This window comes from Pseudomonas sp. B21-015 (assembly GCF_024749285.1).
Taxonomy (GTDB): domain Bacteria; phylum Pseudomonadota; class Gammaproteobacteria; order Pseudomonadales; family Pseudomonadaceae; genus Aquipseudomonas.
Genome location: NZ_CP087196.1, coordinates 3,763,835 through 3,779,984, shown reverse-complemented (window position 1 = coordinate 3,779,984; position 16,150 = coordinate 3,763,835). Strand labels below are relative to the sequence as shown.

Sequence of the window (16,150 nt, the reverse complement as noted above, 5' to 3'; positions counted from 1 at the left end):
CCAATGATGTGCTGCACCTGCTGATCCCTGCAACAGCACAAAAAAGCCCCCGCGACCTTATGGTTACGGGGGCTTTGTTCCTCCTCCCTTCAAGTCCTACTATACAAGCGGGCTTCAGGTGTTTAGTCCAGGCGTTCCGGATAGGTCACCACCAGATAAGCCACGGCTTCACTGTCGGCAGGGTTGCGATAGCGGTGGGGCTGATCGGCGTAGAACAGGATCGAGTCGCCGGTGGACAGCAAGTAGCGTTCATCGTTGACGCTGATTTCCAGTACGCCCTGCCACACCACCAGGTTTTCCTGCACACCGGGGCCATGCCCCTCGGAGCGGTCTTCGCCCAGCGGGCTCAGGCGCAGTTCGTAAAATTCCGATTGGCGTGCCACGTCGAACGGGAACAGGGCGCGGCTAACGAAGGTTCCGTTGGCGCTGACCAGGCGTTTGCTCTGGCTCGCCGACAGCACGGCCACACCTTCGAAGGCCCGGTGCTCGAGAAACGCCGCCACCGATACCTTCAAGCCTTTGGCAATTTTGCACAGCACTTTGATCGACGGCACGCTGCGTCCGGACTCGATCTGCGCCAGCATGGCCCGACTCACACCGCATTACCGGGCGAGGGCGTCCAGGGACAGATGACGCTTGCCCCGCAGCCGTTGCAGGTTCTGCGCGACCCGCTCGCAGATCGGGTTCGAGGTTATTCAAGTCCGTCACGGGTTCGTCTGCGCTTACCAGAAAACGCGAGGGTTGCTGCGCGTTCACGCGTGACGGGTCTCGGTCGAATGGGCGGTCTGGACCCACTGAAAGGCCTGCAGGCCGGCGTCGCGGCTTGATTGACCGGCATCAGGGCTTGCGCAGCACAAGCAACAACAGCGCCGCAGCCGCCAGCACCGCCCCGGCAACGAAGGTGCTGGCGGAGCCTGAGGTCTGCCACAGCGCGCCGGCCAGCACACTGGCGATCAACAGGCACACGCCGCTGATCAGATTGAACAGGCCGAACGCCGTGCCCCTGAGCTGTTCGGGCGCGGTGTCGGCGATCAGCGTCGCGAGAATGCCCTGGCTGAAACCCATGTGCAGGCCCCACAGGGCAACGCCCAGCAGCAGGGTCATGATTGAATCCGCTTGCGCCAGCAGCAGGTCCGCCAGGATCAGCAGCCCCATGCCGACACACAGCAGTTTGGTGCGGCTGATCCGGTCGGACAACCAGCCGGCCGGGTAGGCGGAAACCGCATAAAGCAGCGACATGACCACCATCACCATCGGCACCCAGGTGGCCGTCAGGCCTGCTTCCTGTGCCTTCAACACCAGAAAAGCCTCGCTGAAACGGGCCAGGGTGAAGAGCCCGCCGACGATCACCACCCACCAATAACTGCGTGAAAACTCACGCAGAACCTTCCAGTGGATGGGCGAGCGAAAGGCGCGTTCGCCAGCACCATCGCTCGGTTCTTTGACCCCGCCGACAATCAGCGCCACCGATATCACCGCCGGGATCACCGCAAACCACAGCACCAGATGGATCTGCCCGAGCCAGAGCATCAACACGATCGCCAGAACCGGCCCAAGAATCGCCCCCACGGTGTCCATCGACTGGCGCAAGCCAAAGCAGGCGCCACGGATTTCGGCGGGTGCGACATCGGCGACCAGCGCATCGCGCGGCGCGCCACGGATGCCTTTGCCGATGCGGTCCAGAAAGCGTGCGGTGAACACCAAGTCTACCGACTGCGCGAGGGGGAAGAGTGGCTTCGACAACGCCGCCAGACCATAACCCATCAACAGCAAGCCTTTGCGCCGGCCGATAAAGTCGCTGATGGCGCCGGAGAATATCTTGATCAGCATCGCGGTCGCCTCGGCGATGCCCTCGATCACCCCGACGGTCAATGCGCTCGCACCTAACGTCGTGACCAGAAACACTGGCAGCAGGCTGTGCACCAGCTCCGAAGACAGGTCCATGAACAGGCTGACAAAACCCAGGGCCCAGACCGTGGAGGGGATACGCAGTGAGGTCGGTCTGGGCTTTGAGAGGTATTTGTCCATGTTCGCTTCCGGGGTTGAATGCTCACCGATTGTTCATGTCGCTAACCCCGGCGATCAGCCCTTAAAGGTTCTGGCTGAGAAAGAGCAACGTATTGCCATGCGCCTCAGCCGCCGCCCGCTGGTTGTAGCTGTCACGGTGTGAGCAGTTGAAGCCATGTTCGGCCCCCGGATAAACCTCGATATCGACGTCGTCGTTGAACTCGAAACGCTCGGCGATTTGTTTCACGGCATCGATGGGAATGTGGCTGTCCTGTTCGCCGAAGTGCATCAGCGTAGGCACCTTGATTTCACCGGCCCGATCCAGTTGGTTCTGAATGCCGCCGCCGTAGTAGGCGATTGCCACGTCCACGAAACCGTTGGCTGCGGTGTTGTACGACAGCATGCCGCCGAAGCAGAAACCGATGGAAGCGATCCTGCCGTCCAACCCCGGATGCGCCTTCAGGGCGTCGATGGCCAGTTTGATGTCGGCCTGGGCCTTGTAGCGGTCGGTGGCGTTCATCAGCTCGACGGCACGTTTCCAGCCGGCTTCGTCGTAGCCCAGTTCGATACGGTGGCCGTGGCGCCAGAACAGGTCCGGCGCTATGACCAGATAGCCGTCGGCGGCGTATTGCTCGGCGACCGAGCGGATGTGCTCGTTGACGCCGAAGATTTCCTGAATCAGCACGATCCCCGGCCCTTTACGGGTGTGTGGGATAGCCAGGTAAGCGCCGAATGCGCCTTCGGCGCTGCTGATCTCGATCCATTGGGTGGTTACGCTCATGATGGCTCCTTTACACAAGTTGGGTGGGTTATCGAGACGCTGGCGTATCAGCGGTGACTGCGCCGCCAGAAGAGTCGAGCCAACAACGCGTCCATGCTGAGTTTGCCGGCCCCCGAGAGCAACAACGGCATGAGGGCTGCGAGGTAGATCAGCGGCAGTTTGAAGTTGCCGTGGCCTTTGTTGCTGATGGCATAACCCTGGGCAAGTTCACTCAATGTAGACCAATCGTCCGGCCAGTGAACGGCAGCGGTGGCGACGACAGTGACCACGACCAGAATAATCGCCGAGAGCCGCGTCCCAAGGCCTGCCAGCAAGGTGAGGGCGCAGATCAGTTCGGCCCACATCGCCAGTTCCCAATTCAGCGTGGCGGTCACGTGGTTGAAGGGAAACGGGAAGCGGTCCTGGAGGTCGGCGAACCAGTTCTGGCCGTTCCATTTTTCCAGGCCTGACTCGAAAAACTCCCAGGCCAGAAACAGCCGCAGGGTGAGGGGGGCGATCCAGCTGCCGGCACGGTCGAGGGTCAGGTGCAGGCCTTGGACGGCCGATGAGATAGAGGTGTTCATGGGCTTGAGCTCCGGGAGTTCATTGTGGGTGGTGTTGAGGTTTTATTCGGTCAATGGTGTGTTTCTGGCGGGCCTTTTGTACTTCAGCGCGATCTTGCCCGGCAGCCGAATGACGATTGCCGAGAACAGCAGGCCAAACAGTGACCAGCCGCGGTAACGGGGGACTTGAGTTATCATGACAACACTCCTGAGCATGGGCCGACCCGGTTTGCCGGTGGTCAGCGGATGGCAGGAGTGTTTCAATCGGGTGTGTGGGTGGTATGTCTGAAAGGTCGCCCGGTGCAAGTTGGTGTATCCCGGGCCGTGACAGATACATTCCTATACAAAACTGTGATCCGACGTCGACCAGCGACGTCTAGCGACAGTGTCCCCGCAATCCCATGGGGCGAGACTTCGGAACCCGGCATGCAAGCGCTGTTGAACGAGATCCTTGACGCAGTCCGACCGTTGATCGGTCAGGGCAAAGTGGCTGACTACATTCCTGCCCTCGGCACGGTGCCGGCCAATCAGTTGGGCATTGCCGTGTATGGCAACGACGGCGAGCTGTTTTGCGCCGGAGACGTCGATACGCCGTTTTCGGTGCAGAGTATTTCAAAGGTGTTCAGCCTGGTGCAGGCCATCGAGCATTCCGGCGAAGCGATATGGGAACGCCTGGGCCACGAGCCGTCCGGCCAGCCGTTCAACTCGCTGGTGCAGCTGGAATTCGAACGCGGGCGCCCGCGCAATCCCTTCATCAACGCCGGTGCGCTGGTGATTTGCGACATCAATCAATCGCGCTTTGCCGCGCCGGCGTTGTCGATGCGCGATTTTGTCCGCCGACTGTCCGGTAACCCGAACGTCATGGTGGATGGCAAGGTCGCCGAGTCGGAGTACCAGCACCGCGCGCGTAACGCGGCCATGGCTTACCTGATGCAGTCGTTCGGCAACTTCCATAACGATGTCGAAGCGGTACTGCGCAGCTATTTCAGCCATTGCGCGCTGCGCATGAGTTGCGTGGATCTGGCCCGGGCGTTCTGCTTCCTGGCCAACGACGGCTTCTGCAAACACAGCGGCGCACAGATCCTCAGCGCCCGTCAGACCCAGCAAGTCAACTCGATCATGGCCACCAGCGGGCTGTACGACGAAGCGGGCAACTTTGCCTATCGCGTCGGTCTGCCGGGCAAGAGCGGCGTGGGCGGGGGCATCGTCGCGGTAGTGCCGGGGCAATTCACGGTGTGCGTCTGGTCTCCGGAATTGAACGCCGCCGGCAACTCCCTCGCTGGCATGGCGGCGCTGGAGTTGCTGAGTCAGCGAATCGGCTGGTCGGTGTTCTGATGGCCTGTCTTGACTAGCGCTCGATGACCGCTACCGTGAAGCAGGCATTCTTTGACTCACCCGAGCGGGTGAAGGAGCGGGTGACTTCATGGTGAAGTTCGGTTCCGCGCTTCTAGTCTTCAATGACACGCATTTGCGCAAAGGGTTGTCTGCCGTAGTCCAGATAGGCAATACCCTGTGGGTCGCCAATGATGAATCCTTGAGCCTGGAGCGCCTCACCCTGCGTGAGCCCGTCGGTGCGGGCGAATTTCTGTTTGACCAGCACAAACAGTTCTCGTTGGCGTCCCTGTTAGTCCTGCCGGTCATCCCGACGATTGGCGAAGAATTCGTTGAAGCAGACCTGGAAGGCATGAGCTACGACCGCGACACAGGGTATCTCTGGATTGTGGGTTCTCACAGCCTGAAACGGGAAAAGCCCGACAGCACCAAGTCCCTGAAGAAAAACGCCGCGCGTCTGGCAACTGTCAGCAGCGATGGCAATCGTTTTCTCCTGGCCCGGATTCCGGTGGTCGAAGAAAACGGGACGTTCACTTTGGTAAGGAGCCCCGCCAGCGATGATCGAGTTGCCGCCCAATTGGCCGGCAATCAACTGGGTAACGAATTGCTCGATGAGCTCAAGGATGACGAGCATGTAGGGGCATTTCTGCACATTCCCGGCAAGGACAACGGGTTCGATACCGAAGGTCTCGAGATCAACGGCAAGCGTGTTTTTATCGGGTTGCGAGGGCCTGTGCTGCGGGGCTGGACCATTGTTCTGGAGATCGAACCGGAAGACCATCCCAAGGCCGTCCACACGCTGACGCTGAAAAAAATCGGGCCTGGGGGGCGAAAATATCGAAAACATTTTCTCCAGTTGGGCGGACTCGGCGTCAGGGACTTATGCATCGATGGTGACGACATGTTGATCCTGGCCGGGCCGACAATGAACCTCGACGGGCCTGTCAGCGTATTTCGATGGCTCGACGGCGCCAGGCCAACAGGCGAGAGTTTTGTCTTCAGTGAACAATTGACGCCGGTCCTGGAGGTTCCTTACGGGCAAGGAGAGGATAAAGGCCGCGATCATGCCGAAGGACTGACCTTTGTCAGCACCGCGGGCGTAGAAGAGCCCTTGCTGCTGGTGGTCTATGACGCGAACGCCAGGTGGCGCAAACAGGGGCGCAATCGCCTGGAGCAAGATGTATTTCGACTTGCTAAAAAGTAACCGCTACTGCGCCCCAGTGAATGACGCTCCACGGATTTTCCTATACATTTTCTGGCCGCTCTCCTGCATGGTGAAACCGTTTCATGTCTCTTGCGCTCGAACGTCTAGTCGCTGGCACGCCGATCCCTTTTGCCGGTAATCGTGTCACTGTGGTCAGCCCCGAACTGGCGGCGCGCTTTCAGCCCGGCGACCATCTTCTGGTGGAGCAGGTCAGCGGCGAGTTGTTGCTGATCCCGGTGGCGGACCAGCAAGCGGCGGCGGTCGCCATCGAGCGCGCCGAAGCGGCGTTCGCCGCGATGTCCAGCGTTTCGGATCACGCCATCAGCGCGTTCTTCGATCGCTTTGCGCAGCGCCTGGAAACCCCGGAATGCTGGGCCTTGATTGCGGCCGCCAACCTGGCCGACATCGAGCGAGCCAAGGCGCGCGGGCGATCCACCACACGGTTGCTGGCCGATGAACGCATGCGCGGCGACATGATCGCAGGCCTGCGGGCCTGGCGCGATGCTCCGGCCACCCGTGGCAAGGTCGTGAGCTGCGTCGAGCACGACGGCTGGAAAGTCGAGCAAGTGGTGTCGCCGCTGGGTATCGTCGCTTTTGTATTCGAAGGCCGGCCGAATGTATTCGCCGACGCCGCCGGTGTATTGCGCACCGGTAACACGGCGGTGCTGCGCATTGGCAGCGACGCGTTGGGCACCGCCCAGGCCATCGTCACCCATGCGTTGAATCCGGCACTGGCCGACGCCGGGCTGCCGAGCGGCGCGGTGTCACTGGTCGAAAGCGTCAATCACGCCGCCGGCTGGGCAATGTTCGCCGACCGGCGCTTGTCGCTGGCCGTGGCCCGTGGTTCGGGACGTGCGGTCAGCCAGTTGGGCAGCATCGCGCAACAGGCTGGTACCGCCGTCAGCCTGCACGGCACCGGTGGTGCTTGGCTGATCGCCGACAAACACGCCGACGCCCAGCGCTTTGCCGCCGTGGTGCGCAACTCGCTGGACCGCAAAGTCTGCAACACCCTGAACGTTTGCCTGATCCAGCGCGAGCGCGCTGGCGAACTGGTGCCGCTGTTTCTCGACGCACTGCAACAGGCCGGCACCGCACGGGGCCAGGGCTGCAAGCTACATATCGTCGAGGGCAGCGAACAGCATTTGCCTGGCGATTGGCGGACCGCGAGCGTTGAGGTGTACCGCGCCGAAGGCTATCAGACCGAAGCGCTGGCCGAACCGCTGCCCGAGGCCCAATTGGGCCGCGAGTGGGAATGGGAAGAAACCCCGGAAGTCAGCCTGCAAGTCGTCGACGACCTGGACCAGGCCATCGCCTTGTTCAACCGTTACAGCCCGCAATTCACCGTGTCGCTGATCAGTGAAGATGCGTTGGCGCAGGAGCGTTTCTACAACGCGGTCAACGCGCCTTTTGTCGGCAACGGGATTACCCGCTGGGTCGACGGACAGTACGCGCTGAACAAGCCGGAACTGGGGCTTTCGAACTGGGAGAGCGGCCGGCTGTTTGCGCGTAGCGCGATTCTCTCGGGCGATGGTGTGTTCACGATTCGTAGCCGCATGACCCAGACGGATCTGTCGGTCAAACGCTGAGACGGTACTCCAAAACAGCCACGCAAACCTGTGGGAGCGTGGCTTGCCCGCGAAGAACGATGACGCGTAATACCTGAAAAACCGCGGTGCATTCTTCGCGGGCAAGCCACGCTCCCACAGGATTTTCGTCGCTCTTATTAACTTACCGGCATTAGGGGCTGCCCCCTCGACTGCAACGTCCGCACTATACTTAATGTATGTCCGTGTCTGCGTGGGGACGGGCAGTGCCTCTGATTACGTGAGGGAGGGTTGCGCCATGAAACTTCATTCCTTTCAACATTACTCTCATGACCTGGAAACGGTCGTTCACGACACGTGGATTACCGCCAGGGTGAAGTCGGCCCTGGCATTGGCTGAATCCACCCTTGGCCTGAATGTCCATGTCAAAACCCATGCGGGCAGGGTGGCATTGAACGGTCGCGTCAACACCCATCGGCAGTGTGAGCAGGCTGTTGCTCTGGCTCGCTCGGTGCCTGGTGTCGTCGACATCGATGCCAGCGAATTGCTTACTCATGTGTTCACACCAGGACATTTTCCAGAAGCGCCCAATGCCGAAGACACTCCTGAGCGTCGGCCACAATCGTCAGCCAAGACGGACGACAAATGACCCTTCAGGCGGCTTCGACCGCTTTGCCATAAACGGCGCAGGTGCCCGGGTGCTCGGCCAGCGACACGAACGTGCGGCTGTCGGCATCCAGGGCATCGACCGAACCGGTCTCGATGTCATAGACCCAGCCATGCAGGTTCAGCAGGCCTTTTTCCTGGGCCAGGCGCACGCTCGGGTGGGTCTGGATGTTCGCCAGTTGGGCGATCACGTTTTCCCGCACCATCGAACTCACCTTGGCCGCGTCGCTGGCATGAGGGCGGGATTCGTTGATCACCTTGGCCGACTCGGCGTGCTGCAGCCAACCGCTGACGGCGGGCAGGTGATCCATGCATTTGCACTGGGCAATGGCGGTCATTGCGCCACAGTCCGAATGCCCGCAAATCACGATGTCCGTCACGCCCAATACCGCGACTGCATATTCGACCGTGGCCGACACACCGCCGGGATGCGGGCTGTAGGAGGGCACGATATTGCCGGCATTGCGCACCACGAACAGTTCGCCGGGCTCTTGCTGGGTCAGCAGTTCCGGCACCACGCGGCTGTCGGAACAGGTGATGAACAGGGTGCCGGGATGCTGGGTAGTGGCCAAGTGTCTGAACAGGTCGGTACGTTGTGGGAAGGCTTCGTTCTGGAACTTCAATAAACCTTCGATGAGCGCTTTCATGGCTGACTTCCTTGCAATGAGTGAGGGGGGCTGATGCCTAATCGCTGATCAGTCAAGTGCAATCCATGTGGGCTCGCTCGCGAAAACGGTGTGTCAGGCGACATCAGTGTTGACTGACACTCCCTCTTCGCGAGCAAGCCCGCAGGTTCCGCACCTGAATTGACTGGGTTGTTTCAGAAGGGACGCAGCGGCAGGAACTTGCCGTCCAGAGTAATCACCGCGCGGGAACCGCCTTCCGGGTCTTCGACCTTTTTCAGGTCCAGCTTGAAGTTGATCGCACTGATAATGCCGTCGCCGAATTGCTCGTGAACCAGCGCTTTGAGGGTGGTGCCGTAGATCTGGATCATCTCGTGGAAGCGGTAGATGGTCGGGTCGGTCGGAACACCGGAGAGGCTGCCGCGCAGCGGGATGATCTGCAAGCGGGCCACGGTGTCGGCGTCCAGCTCGAGTTTCTCGCCGACCACTTTGGCGGCGGCTTCCGGCAGCGGATGCTGGCCGAGCAGGGCGGCGGTGACGTAGGCCAGGCCCAGGCCGGTGCCGTCGGTCAGATCCTGCCAGGACAGATTTTTGCGCGCCTTGGCATCGAGGATCGACGTGGTCAGGGCCAGACTTGGGTCCTGGTAAGCGTGGGACTGTTGCATGGTGTGACTCCTATCGGTTGTGGCTGGAAAGTGGAGCCATCTTCGGTCGATTTATTCATAGCGTCCAAGATCGATATACAATGCTTTGCATAAGTTCTGCCTATAGATGGTGTGCCCATGCTGCTCCGACATTTGCGCTACTTGCTGGCGGTCGCCGACCACGGCGGTTTCACCCGTGCCGCTGAGGCGTTACACGTCTCTCAACCGACGCTGTCCCAGCAGATCCGGCAACTGGAGGACACCCTGGGCGTCAGCCTGTTCGACCGCACCTCGCGCACGGTCAAGCCGACCGATGCGGGGCAGGCCTACATCGAATGCGCTCGTCGGGTGTTGGTGGAGCTTGAAGCGGGGAAACGCGCGCTGCATGACGTGAAGGACTTGTCTCGCGGCACCTTGCGACTGGCCATGACGCCAACCTTCATGGCGTATCTGGTGGGGCCGCTGGTGCGCGACTACGTGGCGAAGTTTGCGAACATCCATCTGCAGATTTTCGAGCTATCGATGGACGACATCGAGGCCGGGCTGCTCGACGACTCGCTGGACATCGCCATTGCCTTTACCCCGGTGAGGAGCCCCGACATCGAGTGCCTGCCGGCGTTTGTCGAGACCCTGGGCGTAATGGTCGGGAACGGTCATCCGTTGTACGAGCGCCAGAGCCCGCTGCTGCCAAAGGAGATGGCGCAGCTGGAGTTCGCGTTGCTGACACCGGACTTCATCACCCGATCTTCCATCGACGAATATTTTCGGCAACAGAACATCACGCCCAAGGTGGCGATCGAGGTGAACTCGGTGAGTACGTTGCTGGAGGTCATTCGTCACACGCCGATGGCCACCATCCTTCCAGAGCCCATCGCCACCGTGGAACGGGCATTGCGCCGGATTGAATTACAGGGCGAAGCCCCCCGGCGCGACGCGGCATTGCTGCGCAGGAAGAACAACTATCACAGTGCCGCGTCAGTGGCGTTCGCGAACCTGGTGATGTCTGGCAGCGCCACTCAGTAGATCAATCATCCACTGACTGGCAGATGCCATTGCCGCCTTTCTTGCTGGTGTAGGTCACGGCGACCGAGTCGTCATCGGCGATGCTGATCGAGATCGTCACGTCCGGCCCCTTGGCCTCGAAAAGGCGATCGTTGATCATTTTGGTCTGGGCTTCTTTGCTGTTGATCATCACCGGGCCATCCTGGTCGGCGTGGACCATGATTTTCCCGGGGCAGTCCACATCGAAGGCGGGAACGCCGGGGACGCTGTTCGCATGGGCCGCACTCGCCAATGCCAGTAGCATGAATGTCAGGGTTCTTTTCATCGCAGACCTCCAGCGGATAAACCGATGTCCAGCGCTGTGTTAACCATAGCTGTGTTCTTTTGACTCAGCGTGAGGTTAGAGGTGCATGCGCCACAAACACAAGAAGGCCCCGCTCGATAAAACGAGCGGGGCCTTCTTGTGTTTGGGAGAGATCAGTACAACCGATCAATCACCCGTACTTCGTTCTGGTTCTGCATCGAAGCCCACGCCTGTTTCAGCGTTTGCAGCACATTGCCGATGAAGTCCTTGTCGGCCGCGGCTTTCTTGCCGACATAACCCTGGCCGCGACGGTACATCTTCAGTCGGGCGAGCAGGTTCTGGTTGTTCTGGTCGAACGCTTCTTCGTGGGCGTGGGGCGACAGGCAGTCGATATGAACCTGGCCCGATTTGCTGATCCACAGAATATGACTGTCTTGGCTGTCTTTTTGCGCAGCGAACAAGCGAGCCAGTTCTTCGACAGTAGGTTGATTGTTCAGATTCATTGTAAGCCCCTTGACCATTTGGTGATCTTTCAAAGTTGATTCGCTAATACAGGTAGCCCATCGGTTAGTTGATCCCTGGCACCGAAACCAGGACGTCAGCGGTCGACCGTCAATACGACGGGGTCGCGCATCTGTTGCATGTAGTCGTGTTGAATAACTGCTACGCAATAGCGTCACAACGAAGAGAAGCAGCGAAAACCTGGAGGCCACTGCCGACGTTTTCAGGGTCGGCCACAAGCTTCATGAGGATTGATCGCCAGCGCTTCTCGTCCTTGTACTGGACGTTCAGGCCAGGTCAGCTTCTTCAATCTGCCTTGTGGGCAGCGTGTATCCGGGAAAAACAGCTCGGCGGTCAGACGAGCTTGCTCAAACGTGTTGCCTGTACTCCCGATCGGGGAGACGTCTGCATCATGCAAGGGCAAATCGGAGGCGTCAACGGTTTTGTAGTGATTATTTTTGCTCACTACATATTGTCGGACAAAGTGGTTTTGGCATTAGAAAATCGGCATGGCTAGCGCTTGGAGGGCTGTGGCGTCGCTGGAATCGTCAAGATCGCAGCCTTCGGCAGCTCCTACGGGGCCGGGGTAGGCGTAGCCGAAGGCTGCGATCTTTCAAAGCGGTAAACGGTGCAGGGATAACCGTCCACCAGCAGCTGATGCAGGGTGAACTCGGCACTCGTGAGGTCGGGTATCACCCTGGCCCAGAACAGCCGCGCAGGTTGGTTGGCATCGATGTGGAAAATTTGCCATTGACCGGGGAACCGGCTCAAGAGGGCAGAGACGACAAACTTCGCGACGCCTTGGCCACGAAAGCGGCGACTGAGAAAAAAGTAGCCGATGTTGTGCTCGGCGCCGACGATATGGGTCTCGTTATCCACGGTCACGAACCCTGCCAACTCGCCGTCGACCCTGATCAGAAACGGCCTGGTTGCCGGGTTGCGCCAGTAGTCCGGTTTGGGCTGGATGTTGAAGAAACCATGCTCCCCGAGTTTCAGCGGCAGCCATTCGCTGAAGTCGTACGTGTAGAACTGCATCAGGTTTTCAATGGTTTCCAGTTCGTCGCGCTGGGCGGCATGCAGTTCTATTGAGGGCTGGCTCCTGATTGTCGCCATGGTTGTACCTTTGCAGAAAGCAGGGCTGTTGCCTGATGCCTGTCAGTTAGGGGGCGGAACCTGTGGGAGCGAGCCTGCTCGCGATAGCGGTGTGTCAGTCGACATCAATATTGACTGTGCCGCCGCCTTCGCGAGCAGGCTCGCTCCCACATGGATTGGGCTTGACCGACTGCCATGGGGGCTATTGCCGGACATGAAGAACACTAGACCATTCAGGTTCGCTCGAACTGTCCTCAAGCCTTGCTTGCCGGTTTTGCCGCGCGTTTGGTGCCGGTCGAGGGCTTGCGCTTGGCGGGCTTGCGCTTGTTTTTCCAGGGGGTGGCGCCACGCCCGGCCGGGCTTGCCGGCCCGCTGATGGTCAGGTTCAGACCGGCGCAACGTGCCACCTGCTTGCTCATCCACGCAGCCTGTTTGGTGACGAACTCTTCCAGGCTCATTTCACCGCTCTGCACCATGTCCAGCGCCTGTTCCCAGATCGCCGTGGTTCCGGGATCGGCAATCGCTCGCGGCACGGCATCGATCAGGCTGAACGCCGCCGGCGTCGCGGCCAGCGCCTTGCCATTCTTCACCAGATAACCTCGGTCGAGCAGGCCCTGAATGATCGACGCGCGGGTGGCTTCGGTGCCGATGCCGGTGGTGTCCTTGAGCTTTTGCTTGAGTAGCGGATCTTCCACCAGTTTGGCGACGTTTTTCATCGCCTTGATCAGATCACCCTCGGTGAACGGCTTGGGCGGCTGGGTCCAGAGGTCCTTGAGCTTCACGTCGGCCACCGCGCAGTCACACCCTTCGGCCAGCGCCGGGAGTGTCTGCGGCGCGGGTACTTCGCGGCCCTTGGCAGGCGCGAGGGCTTCGGGCAGGGCGCGTTTCCAGCCGGGTTCGACAATCTGCTTGCCCACGGCGCGCAAGGCTTCACCGGCACAGTCGAAGTCGGCCTGGGTCCGGTCATATTCATGGTTGGGCAGAAACTGCGCCAGGTAACGCGCACGAATCAGGGTGTAGACCGCCCGTTGCTTGCCCACCAGACGGTCGAGGTTTTTCGCCGCGGCCGTTGGAATGATGCCGTGGTGAGCACTGACCTTGGCGTCGTTCCAGGCCCGTGAGCGGCGTTGGGGCTCCAGGTGATCGTGCAGGGCGTTCAGGGTTGGGTCCGCTTGCCGGAGCGCCGCCAGAATGCCCGGGGCTTCGCTGTGCTGACTCAGGGGCAGGTAGCCGCAGTCGCTGCGTGGGTAGGTGATGACTTTGTGGGTTTCGTACAGCGCCTGGGCGATATCGAGGGTTTCCTGAGCGCCGAGCCCAAGCTTCTTCGAGCAGACTTCCTGCAAGGTGCCCAGGTCGAACGGCAAAGGCGCGACTTCGCGCATGCGTTCGGTGCGGAGTTTGATCACCCGAGCGCTCGCCGCGCTGCCAATGGCCGCAGCCGCTGTCTGGGCCAGCGCCTGATTCAGGCAACGGTCCTGATCGTCGCAAGCATCGGAGGCCGCCCGCCATTGAGCCGTGAACGTGGTGCCGTCGTGCAGCAGTTGCACCTCGATGGCCCAGTAGGGCACCGGGACGAAATCGGCAATGCTGCGGTCGCGATCCACCACCAGACGCAAGGTCGGTGTCTGTACTCGACCGACCGGCAACACACCCTGATAGCCGGACTGACGCCCCAGCAGGGTGAACAACCGACTCATGTTCATCCCGATCAACCAGTCGGCCCGGGATCGCCCCAGCGCCGAATGATAAAGGCTGAACGTCTCGGCCCCGGGCTTGAGCGCCGCCAGCGCCTTGCGGATCGACGCATCGTCCAGCGCCGATAGCCACAGCCGCCGGATCGGCCCGCGATACCGGCAATGCTCCACCAGTTCCCGGGCGATCATCTCGCCTTCGCGGTCGGCGTCGGTGGCAATCACCAGTTCACTCGCCTCGCCGAGCAAGCGTTTGACCGCCTTGTACTGGCTGGCCGTGCGCGGTTTGACGGTCATCTTCCATTTCTCGGGAATGATCGGCAGATCCGCCAGCACCCAACGCTTGTAACGCGCGTCATAGGCATCCGGCGGCGCGGTTTCCAGCAGATGGCCAATGCACCAGGTCACCGTGACGTCCGTTCCCAGCCAGCAGCCGTCGCCCCGGCGTCTGGCGCCGAGCACGGCCGCGATGTCTTTGGCCTGGGAAGGTTTTTCACAGAGGTACAGCCGCATAACCACCATCGTCGTTCAAGGACCGAGAGGTGCACAGAATGGCGGTTGATGAGCGTTGGAGCAATCTTTATCTGTATGGATGTACAGCTTATGCGTTGCGATTGATTGCGCGCTCATTCTGGAAGGCTGGCCGCGTTGTGTTCCTGCCGGTCTTTGCTTTAATCAACGGCAAGCAGCGAGATCGGACTTCTCTGCATTCGAGCCTCTGGCCCAAGGAGCGGTAATGGCATATTTGATGGCTCGCCCAGTGCTTGGCGCCCTCGACGAGATCAAATTGTGGGTCGGGGTGTTTGGCGTGGCCCAACCGCCAGCCGTCGAATTTACCGTGGATGGCGCGCCGTGTTTGCCGGTCACGATGGATGGGCTTCACCCCATCCGGGACCGAACGCCGGACAAGGGGTATCTCAACTATCAGGGGCTCTTTACCTTCGAAACCAGGGGCGCTGGTTGCGAGCATCAGATTGTGGTCCGCGCGGGTGCTGGTTTCGAACCCTGCGCTCTGCGGGTTTTTTCCTTGCCGGCCAAGGTGCCGCAAAAAATGGAAGGGAGCTTCAAGATTCTGCTCTCTTCCTGTTATTGCGTTGAAACCGACAAGGCGAATGTAGGGCGGTTCATCCAGAGCCTGCCCGTCAGGCCTGATATTTCATTGTTCGCGGGTGATCAGGTCTACCTCGATCAACTGCCCTTCGAGACCCTGCCGACAACGGAAGATGAACTGCGGCAGGTTATTTCCAAAAAATATCAACGCAACTGGACATCTACGTTCAAGGAGGTGGCGGGTCTTCAGTCTGCACTGGCCAAAGCGCCCGCCGTCTGCCTCCCGGATGATCATGAGTTCTGGAATAACTACCCTTGGCCTCAGTTCTGGAAAAGGGGTACCCAGACAGCCCCGACCCCCGGTGGCGGTGTGAACATCTGGGCCGATGCGGCGCTCGAGATGTTCCAGGACTACCAGGTGGGAGGCTCTGCGCAGAAGCCTTGGCTGCGCGTGGACATCGAGCCGTTGTTCATGCTGTTTCTCGATACCCGAAGTCATCGCAAGCAAGACTTCAACGACCCTTTCGGCCTGATGCCAGAGGAGGCCGAACAGGCGTTGAAGCAGTGGGCAAGCGAACTGATCGATTGTCAGAACCAGGGGATACCTCGAATCGGCGTGCTGTCGACCGGGCAGGCGCTACTGGTCAAAACGCCGTTCTTTGATGAGATGGGCGATGCCGAACTGTCCAATTACAAGGGACAGTTCAAAGTGATTATCGAAACGCTCGAGCGGCTGGGACAGCACGGCATTCAGGTGGTTTTTCTGACCGGGGACGTGCACTGGAGCCGTGTCGCACAGGCCAACTGTGTCAAGCGCGGGCAAATCACCCTGACCGAAGTCATCTGTTCGCCAACGAGTCTGCTGGTCACCCCGGGTTCCGATCAGGTGGCGCGACTCAAGGATTATCTGAAAAGTATTTTCGGCGAACGAAAACGTTGGCCTCTTCATCCTGAAGCCGAGCGGGCTCCGCCCTACATCGGTGTGAAGTCGTTTTGCCCGGTCAAGCAGCAAGACGGGAGTGGAAACCAGGTGGCGATTCTTGAGTTTTCCTGCCTGGGGCTTGGTGTGGAATTGAACGTCACGTACCACCCCATCACCGCACCCGCTTCGCCTGCCACTCGAGTCGGTCCATTTACGTTGCTCAATACCTGAAGCCATCGCTGCTG

General features: G+C 60.2%; 17 protein-coding genes and 1 pseudogene. 7 read left to right on the top strand and 11 right to left on the bottom strand.

Annotated elements, in window-relative coordinates; genetic code table 11:
- Positions 1-122 precede the first annotated feature (122 nt).
- From LOY38_RS16725 to LOY38_RS16705, 5 genes and pseudogenes are all read right to left on the bottom strand, one after another.
- Positions 123-699: pseudogene (locus LOY38_RS16725) on the bottom strand (helix-turn-helix domain-containing protein).
- 138 nt (positions 700-837) lie between these two features.
- Positions 838-2,028: an MFS transporter gene (locus tag LOY38_RS16720; protein WP_258696189.1), complete on the bottom strand. Its 1,191-nt coding sequence runs from the start codon at positions 2,026-2,028 to the stop codon at positions 838-840.
- A 61-nt stretch (positions 2,029-2,089) separates the two neighbouring features.
- Positions 2,090-2,788 (bottom strand): dienelactone hydrolase family protein, encoded by a 699-nt coding sequence (locus LOY38_RS16715; RefSeq protein WP_258696188.1) that lies wholly within the window; start codon positions 2,786-2,788, stop codon positions 2,090-2,092.
- A gap of 47 nt (positions 2,789-2,835) precedes the next feature.
- Entirely contained in the window at positions 2,836-3,351 is a 516-nt protein-coding gene (locus LOY38_RS16710; RefSeq protein ID WP_258696187.1) for a DoxX family protein, read from the bottom strand.
- A 42-nt stretch (positions 3,352-3,393) separates the two neighbouring features.
- Positions 3,394-3,528, bottom strand: coding sequence for a hypothetical protein (locus tag LOY38_RS16705; RefSeq protein ID WP_258696186.1), 135 nt, complete (start codon positions 3,526-3,528; stop codon positions 3,394-3,396).
- Between the two features lie 228 nt (positions 3,529-3,756).
- Here LOY38_RS16705 and glsB point away from each other — a divergent pair, with 228 nt between their 5' ends.
- The 4 genes from glsB (at position 3,757) to LOY38_RS16685 (ending at position 8,059) form a co-directional block, all read left to right on the top strand.
- Positions 3,757-4,665, top strand: a complete 909-nt coding sequence (gene glsB, locus LOY38_RS16700) for a glutaminase B (protein WP_258696185.1) — start codon at positions 3,757-3,759, stop codon at positions 4,663-4,665.
- Positions 4,666-4,753: 88 nt separating this feature from the next.
- The gene (locus LOY38_RS16695; protein ID WP_258696184.1) at positions 4,754-5,866 is read left to right on the top strand and encodes a DUF3616 domain-containing protein; all 1,113 of its coding nucleotides are present in this window, start codon (positions 4,754-4,756) and stop codon (positions 5,864-5,866) included.
- A gap of 83 nt (positions 5,867-5,949) precedes the next feature.
- Positions 5,950-7,452, top strand: a complete 1,503-nt coding sequence (locus LOY38_RS16690) for an aldehyde dehydrogenase family protein (protein WP_258696183.1) — start codon at positions 5,950-5,952, stop codon at positions 7,450-7,452.
- A gap of 256 nt (positions 7,453-7,708) precedes the next feature.
- Complete coding sequence (locus LOY38_RS16685; protein ID WP_258696182.1) at positions 7,709-8,059, top strand: BON domain-containing protein; 351 nt, start codon at positions 7,709-7,711, stop codon at positions 8,057-8,059.
- Between the two features lie 4 nt (positions 8,060-8,063).
- On the opposite strand, the gene LOY38_RS16680 is transcribed toward LOY38_RS16685, so the two are convergent.
- Together LOY38_RS16680 and cynS are read right to left on the bottom strand one after the other, a co-directional pair.
- Complete coding sequence (locus LOY38_RS16680) at positions 8,064-8,723, bottom strand: carbonic anhydrase (RefSeq protein ID WP_258696181.1); 660 nt, start codon at positions 8,721-8,723, stop codon at positions 8,064-8,066.
- A 173-nt stretch (positions 8,724-8,896) separates the two neighbouring features.
- Positions 8,897-9,364 carry a cyanase gene (cynS, locus tag LOY38_RS16675; protein WP_258696180.1) on the bottom strand — a complete coding sequence of 156 codons (468 nt, stop codon included), beginning with the start codon at positions 9,362-9,364 and terminating at the stop codon, positions 8,897-8,899.
- A 117-nt stretch (positions 9,365-9,481) separates the two neighbouring features.
- Between cynS and cynR the strand changes: the two genes are divergently transcribed.
- Entirely contained in the window at positions 9,482-10,366 is an 885-nt protein-coding gene (gene cynR, locus LOY38_RS16670) for a transcriptional regulator CynR (protein WP_258696179.1), read from the top strand.
- 1 nt (position 10,367) lies between these two features.
- On the opposite strand, the gene LOY38_RS16665 is transcribed toward cynR, so the two are convergent.
- From LOY38_RS16665 to LOY38_RS16650, 4 genes are all read right to left on the bottom strand, one after another.
- The gene (locus tag LOY38_RS16665; RefSeq protein WP_258696178.1) at positions 10,368-10,670 is read right to left on the bottom strand and encodes a hypothetical protein; all 303 of its coding nucleotides are present in this window, start codon (positions 10,668-10,670) and stop codon (positions 10,368-10,370) included.
- Between the two features lie 152 nt (positions 10,671-10,822).
- Positions 10,823-11,152, bottom strand: coding sequence for a hypothetical protein (locus tag LOY38_RS16660; RefSeq protein WP_258696177.1), 330 nt, complete (start codon positions 11,150-11,152; stop codon positions 10,823-10,825).
- 571 nt (positions 11,153-11,723) lie between these two features.
- Positions 11,724-12,263, bottom strand: coding sequence for a GNAT family N-acetyltransferase (locus LOY38_RS16655; RefSeq protein ID WP_258696176.1), 540 nt, complete (start codon positions 12,261-12,263; stop codon positions 11,724-11,726).
- A 233-nt stretch (positions 12,264-12,496) separates the two neighbouring features.
- A complete protein-coding gene (locus LOY38_RS16650; RefSeq protein WP_258696175.1) occupies positions 12,497-14,446 on the bottom strand; it encodes a DNA topoisomerase III in 1,950 nt (649 codons plus the stop codon).
- A 38-nt stretch (positions 14,447-14,484) separates the two neighbouring features.
- Here LOY38_RS16650 and LOY38_RS16645 point away from each other — a divergent pair, with 38 nt between their 5' ends.
- The gene (locus LOY38_RS16645; RefSeq protein WP_258696174.1) at positions 14,485-14,670 is read left to right on the top strand and encodes a hypothetical protein; all 186 of its coding nucleotides are present in this window, start codon (positions 14,485-14,487) and stop codon (positions 14,668-14,670) included.
- On the top strand, positions 14,670-16,136 hold the full coding sequence (locus LOY38_RS16640; RefSeq protein WP_258696173.1) for an alkaline phosphatase D family protein: 1,467 nt from the start codon (positions 14,670-14,672) through the stop codon (positions 16,134-16,136). The genes LOY38_RS16645 and LOY38_RS16640 overlap by 1 nt, the downstream gene beginning before the upstream one ends.
- Positions 16,137-16,150 lie beyond the last annotated feature (14 nt).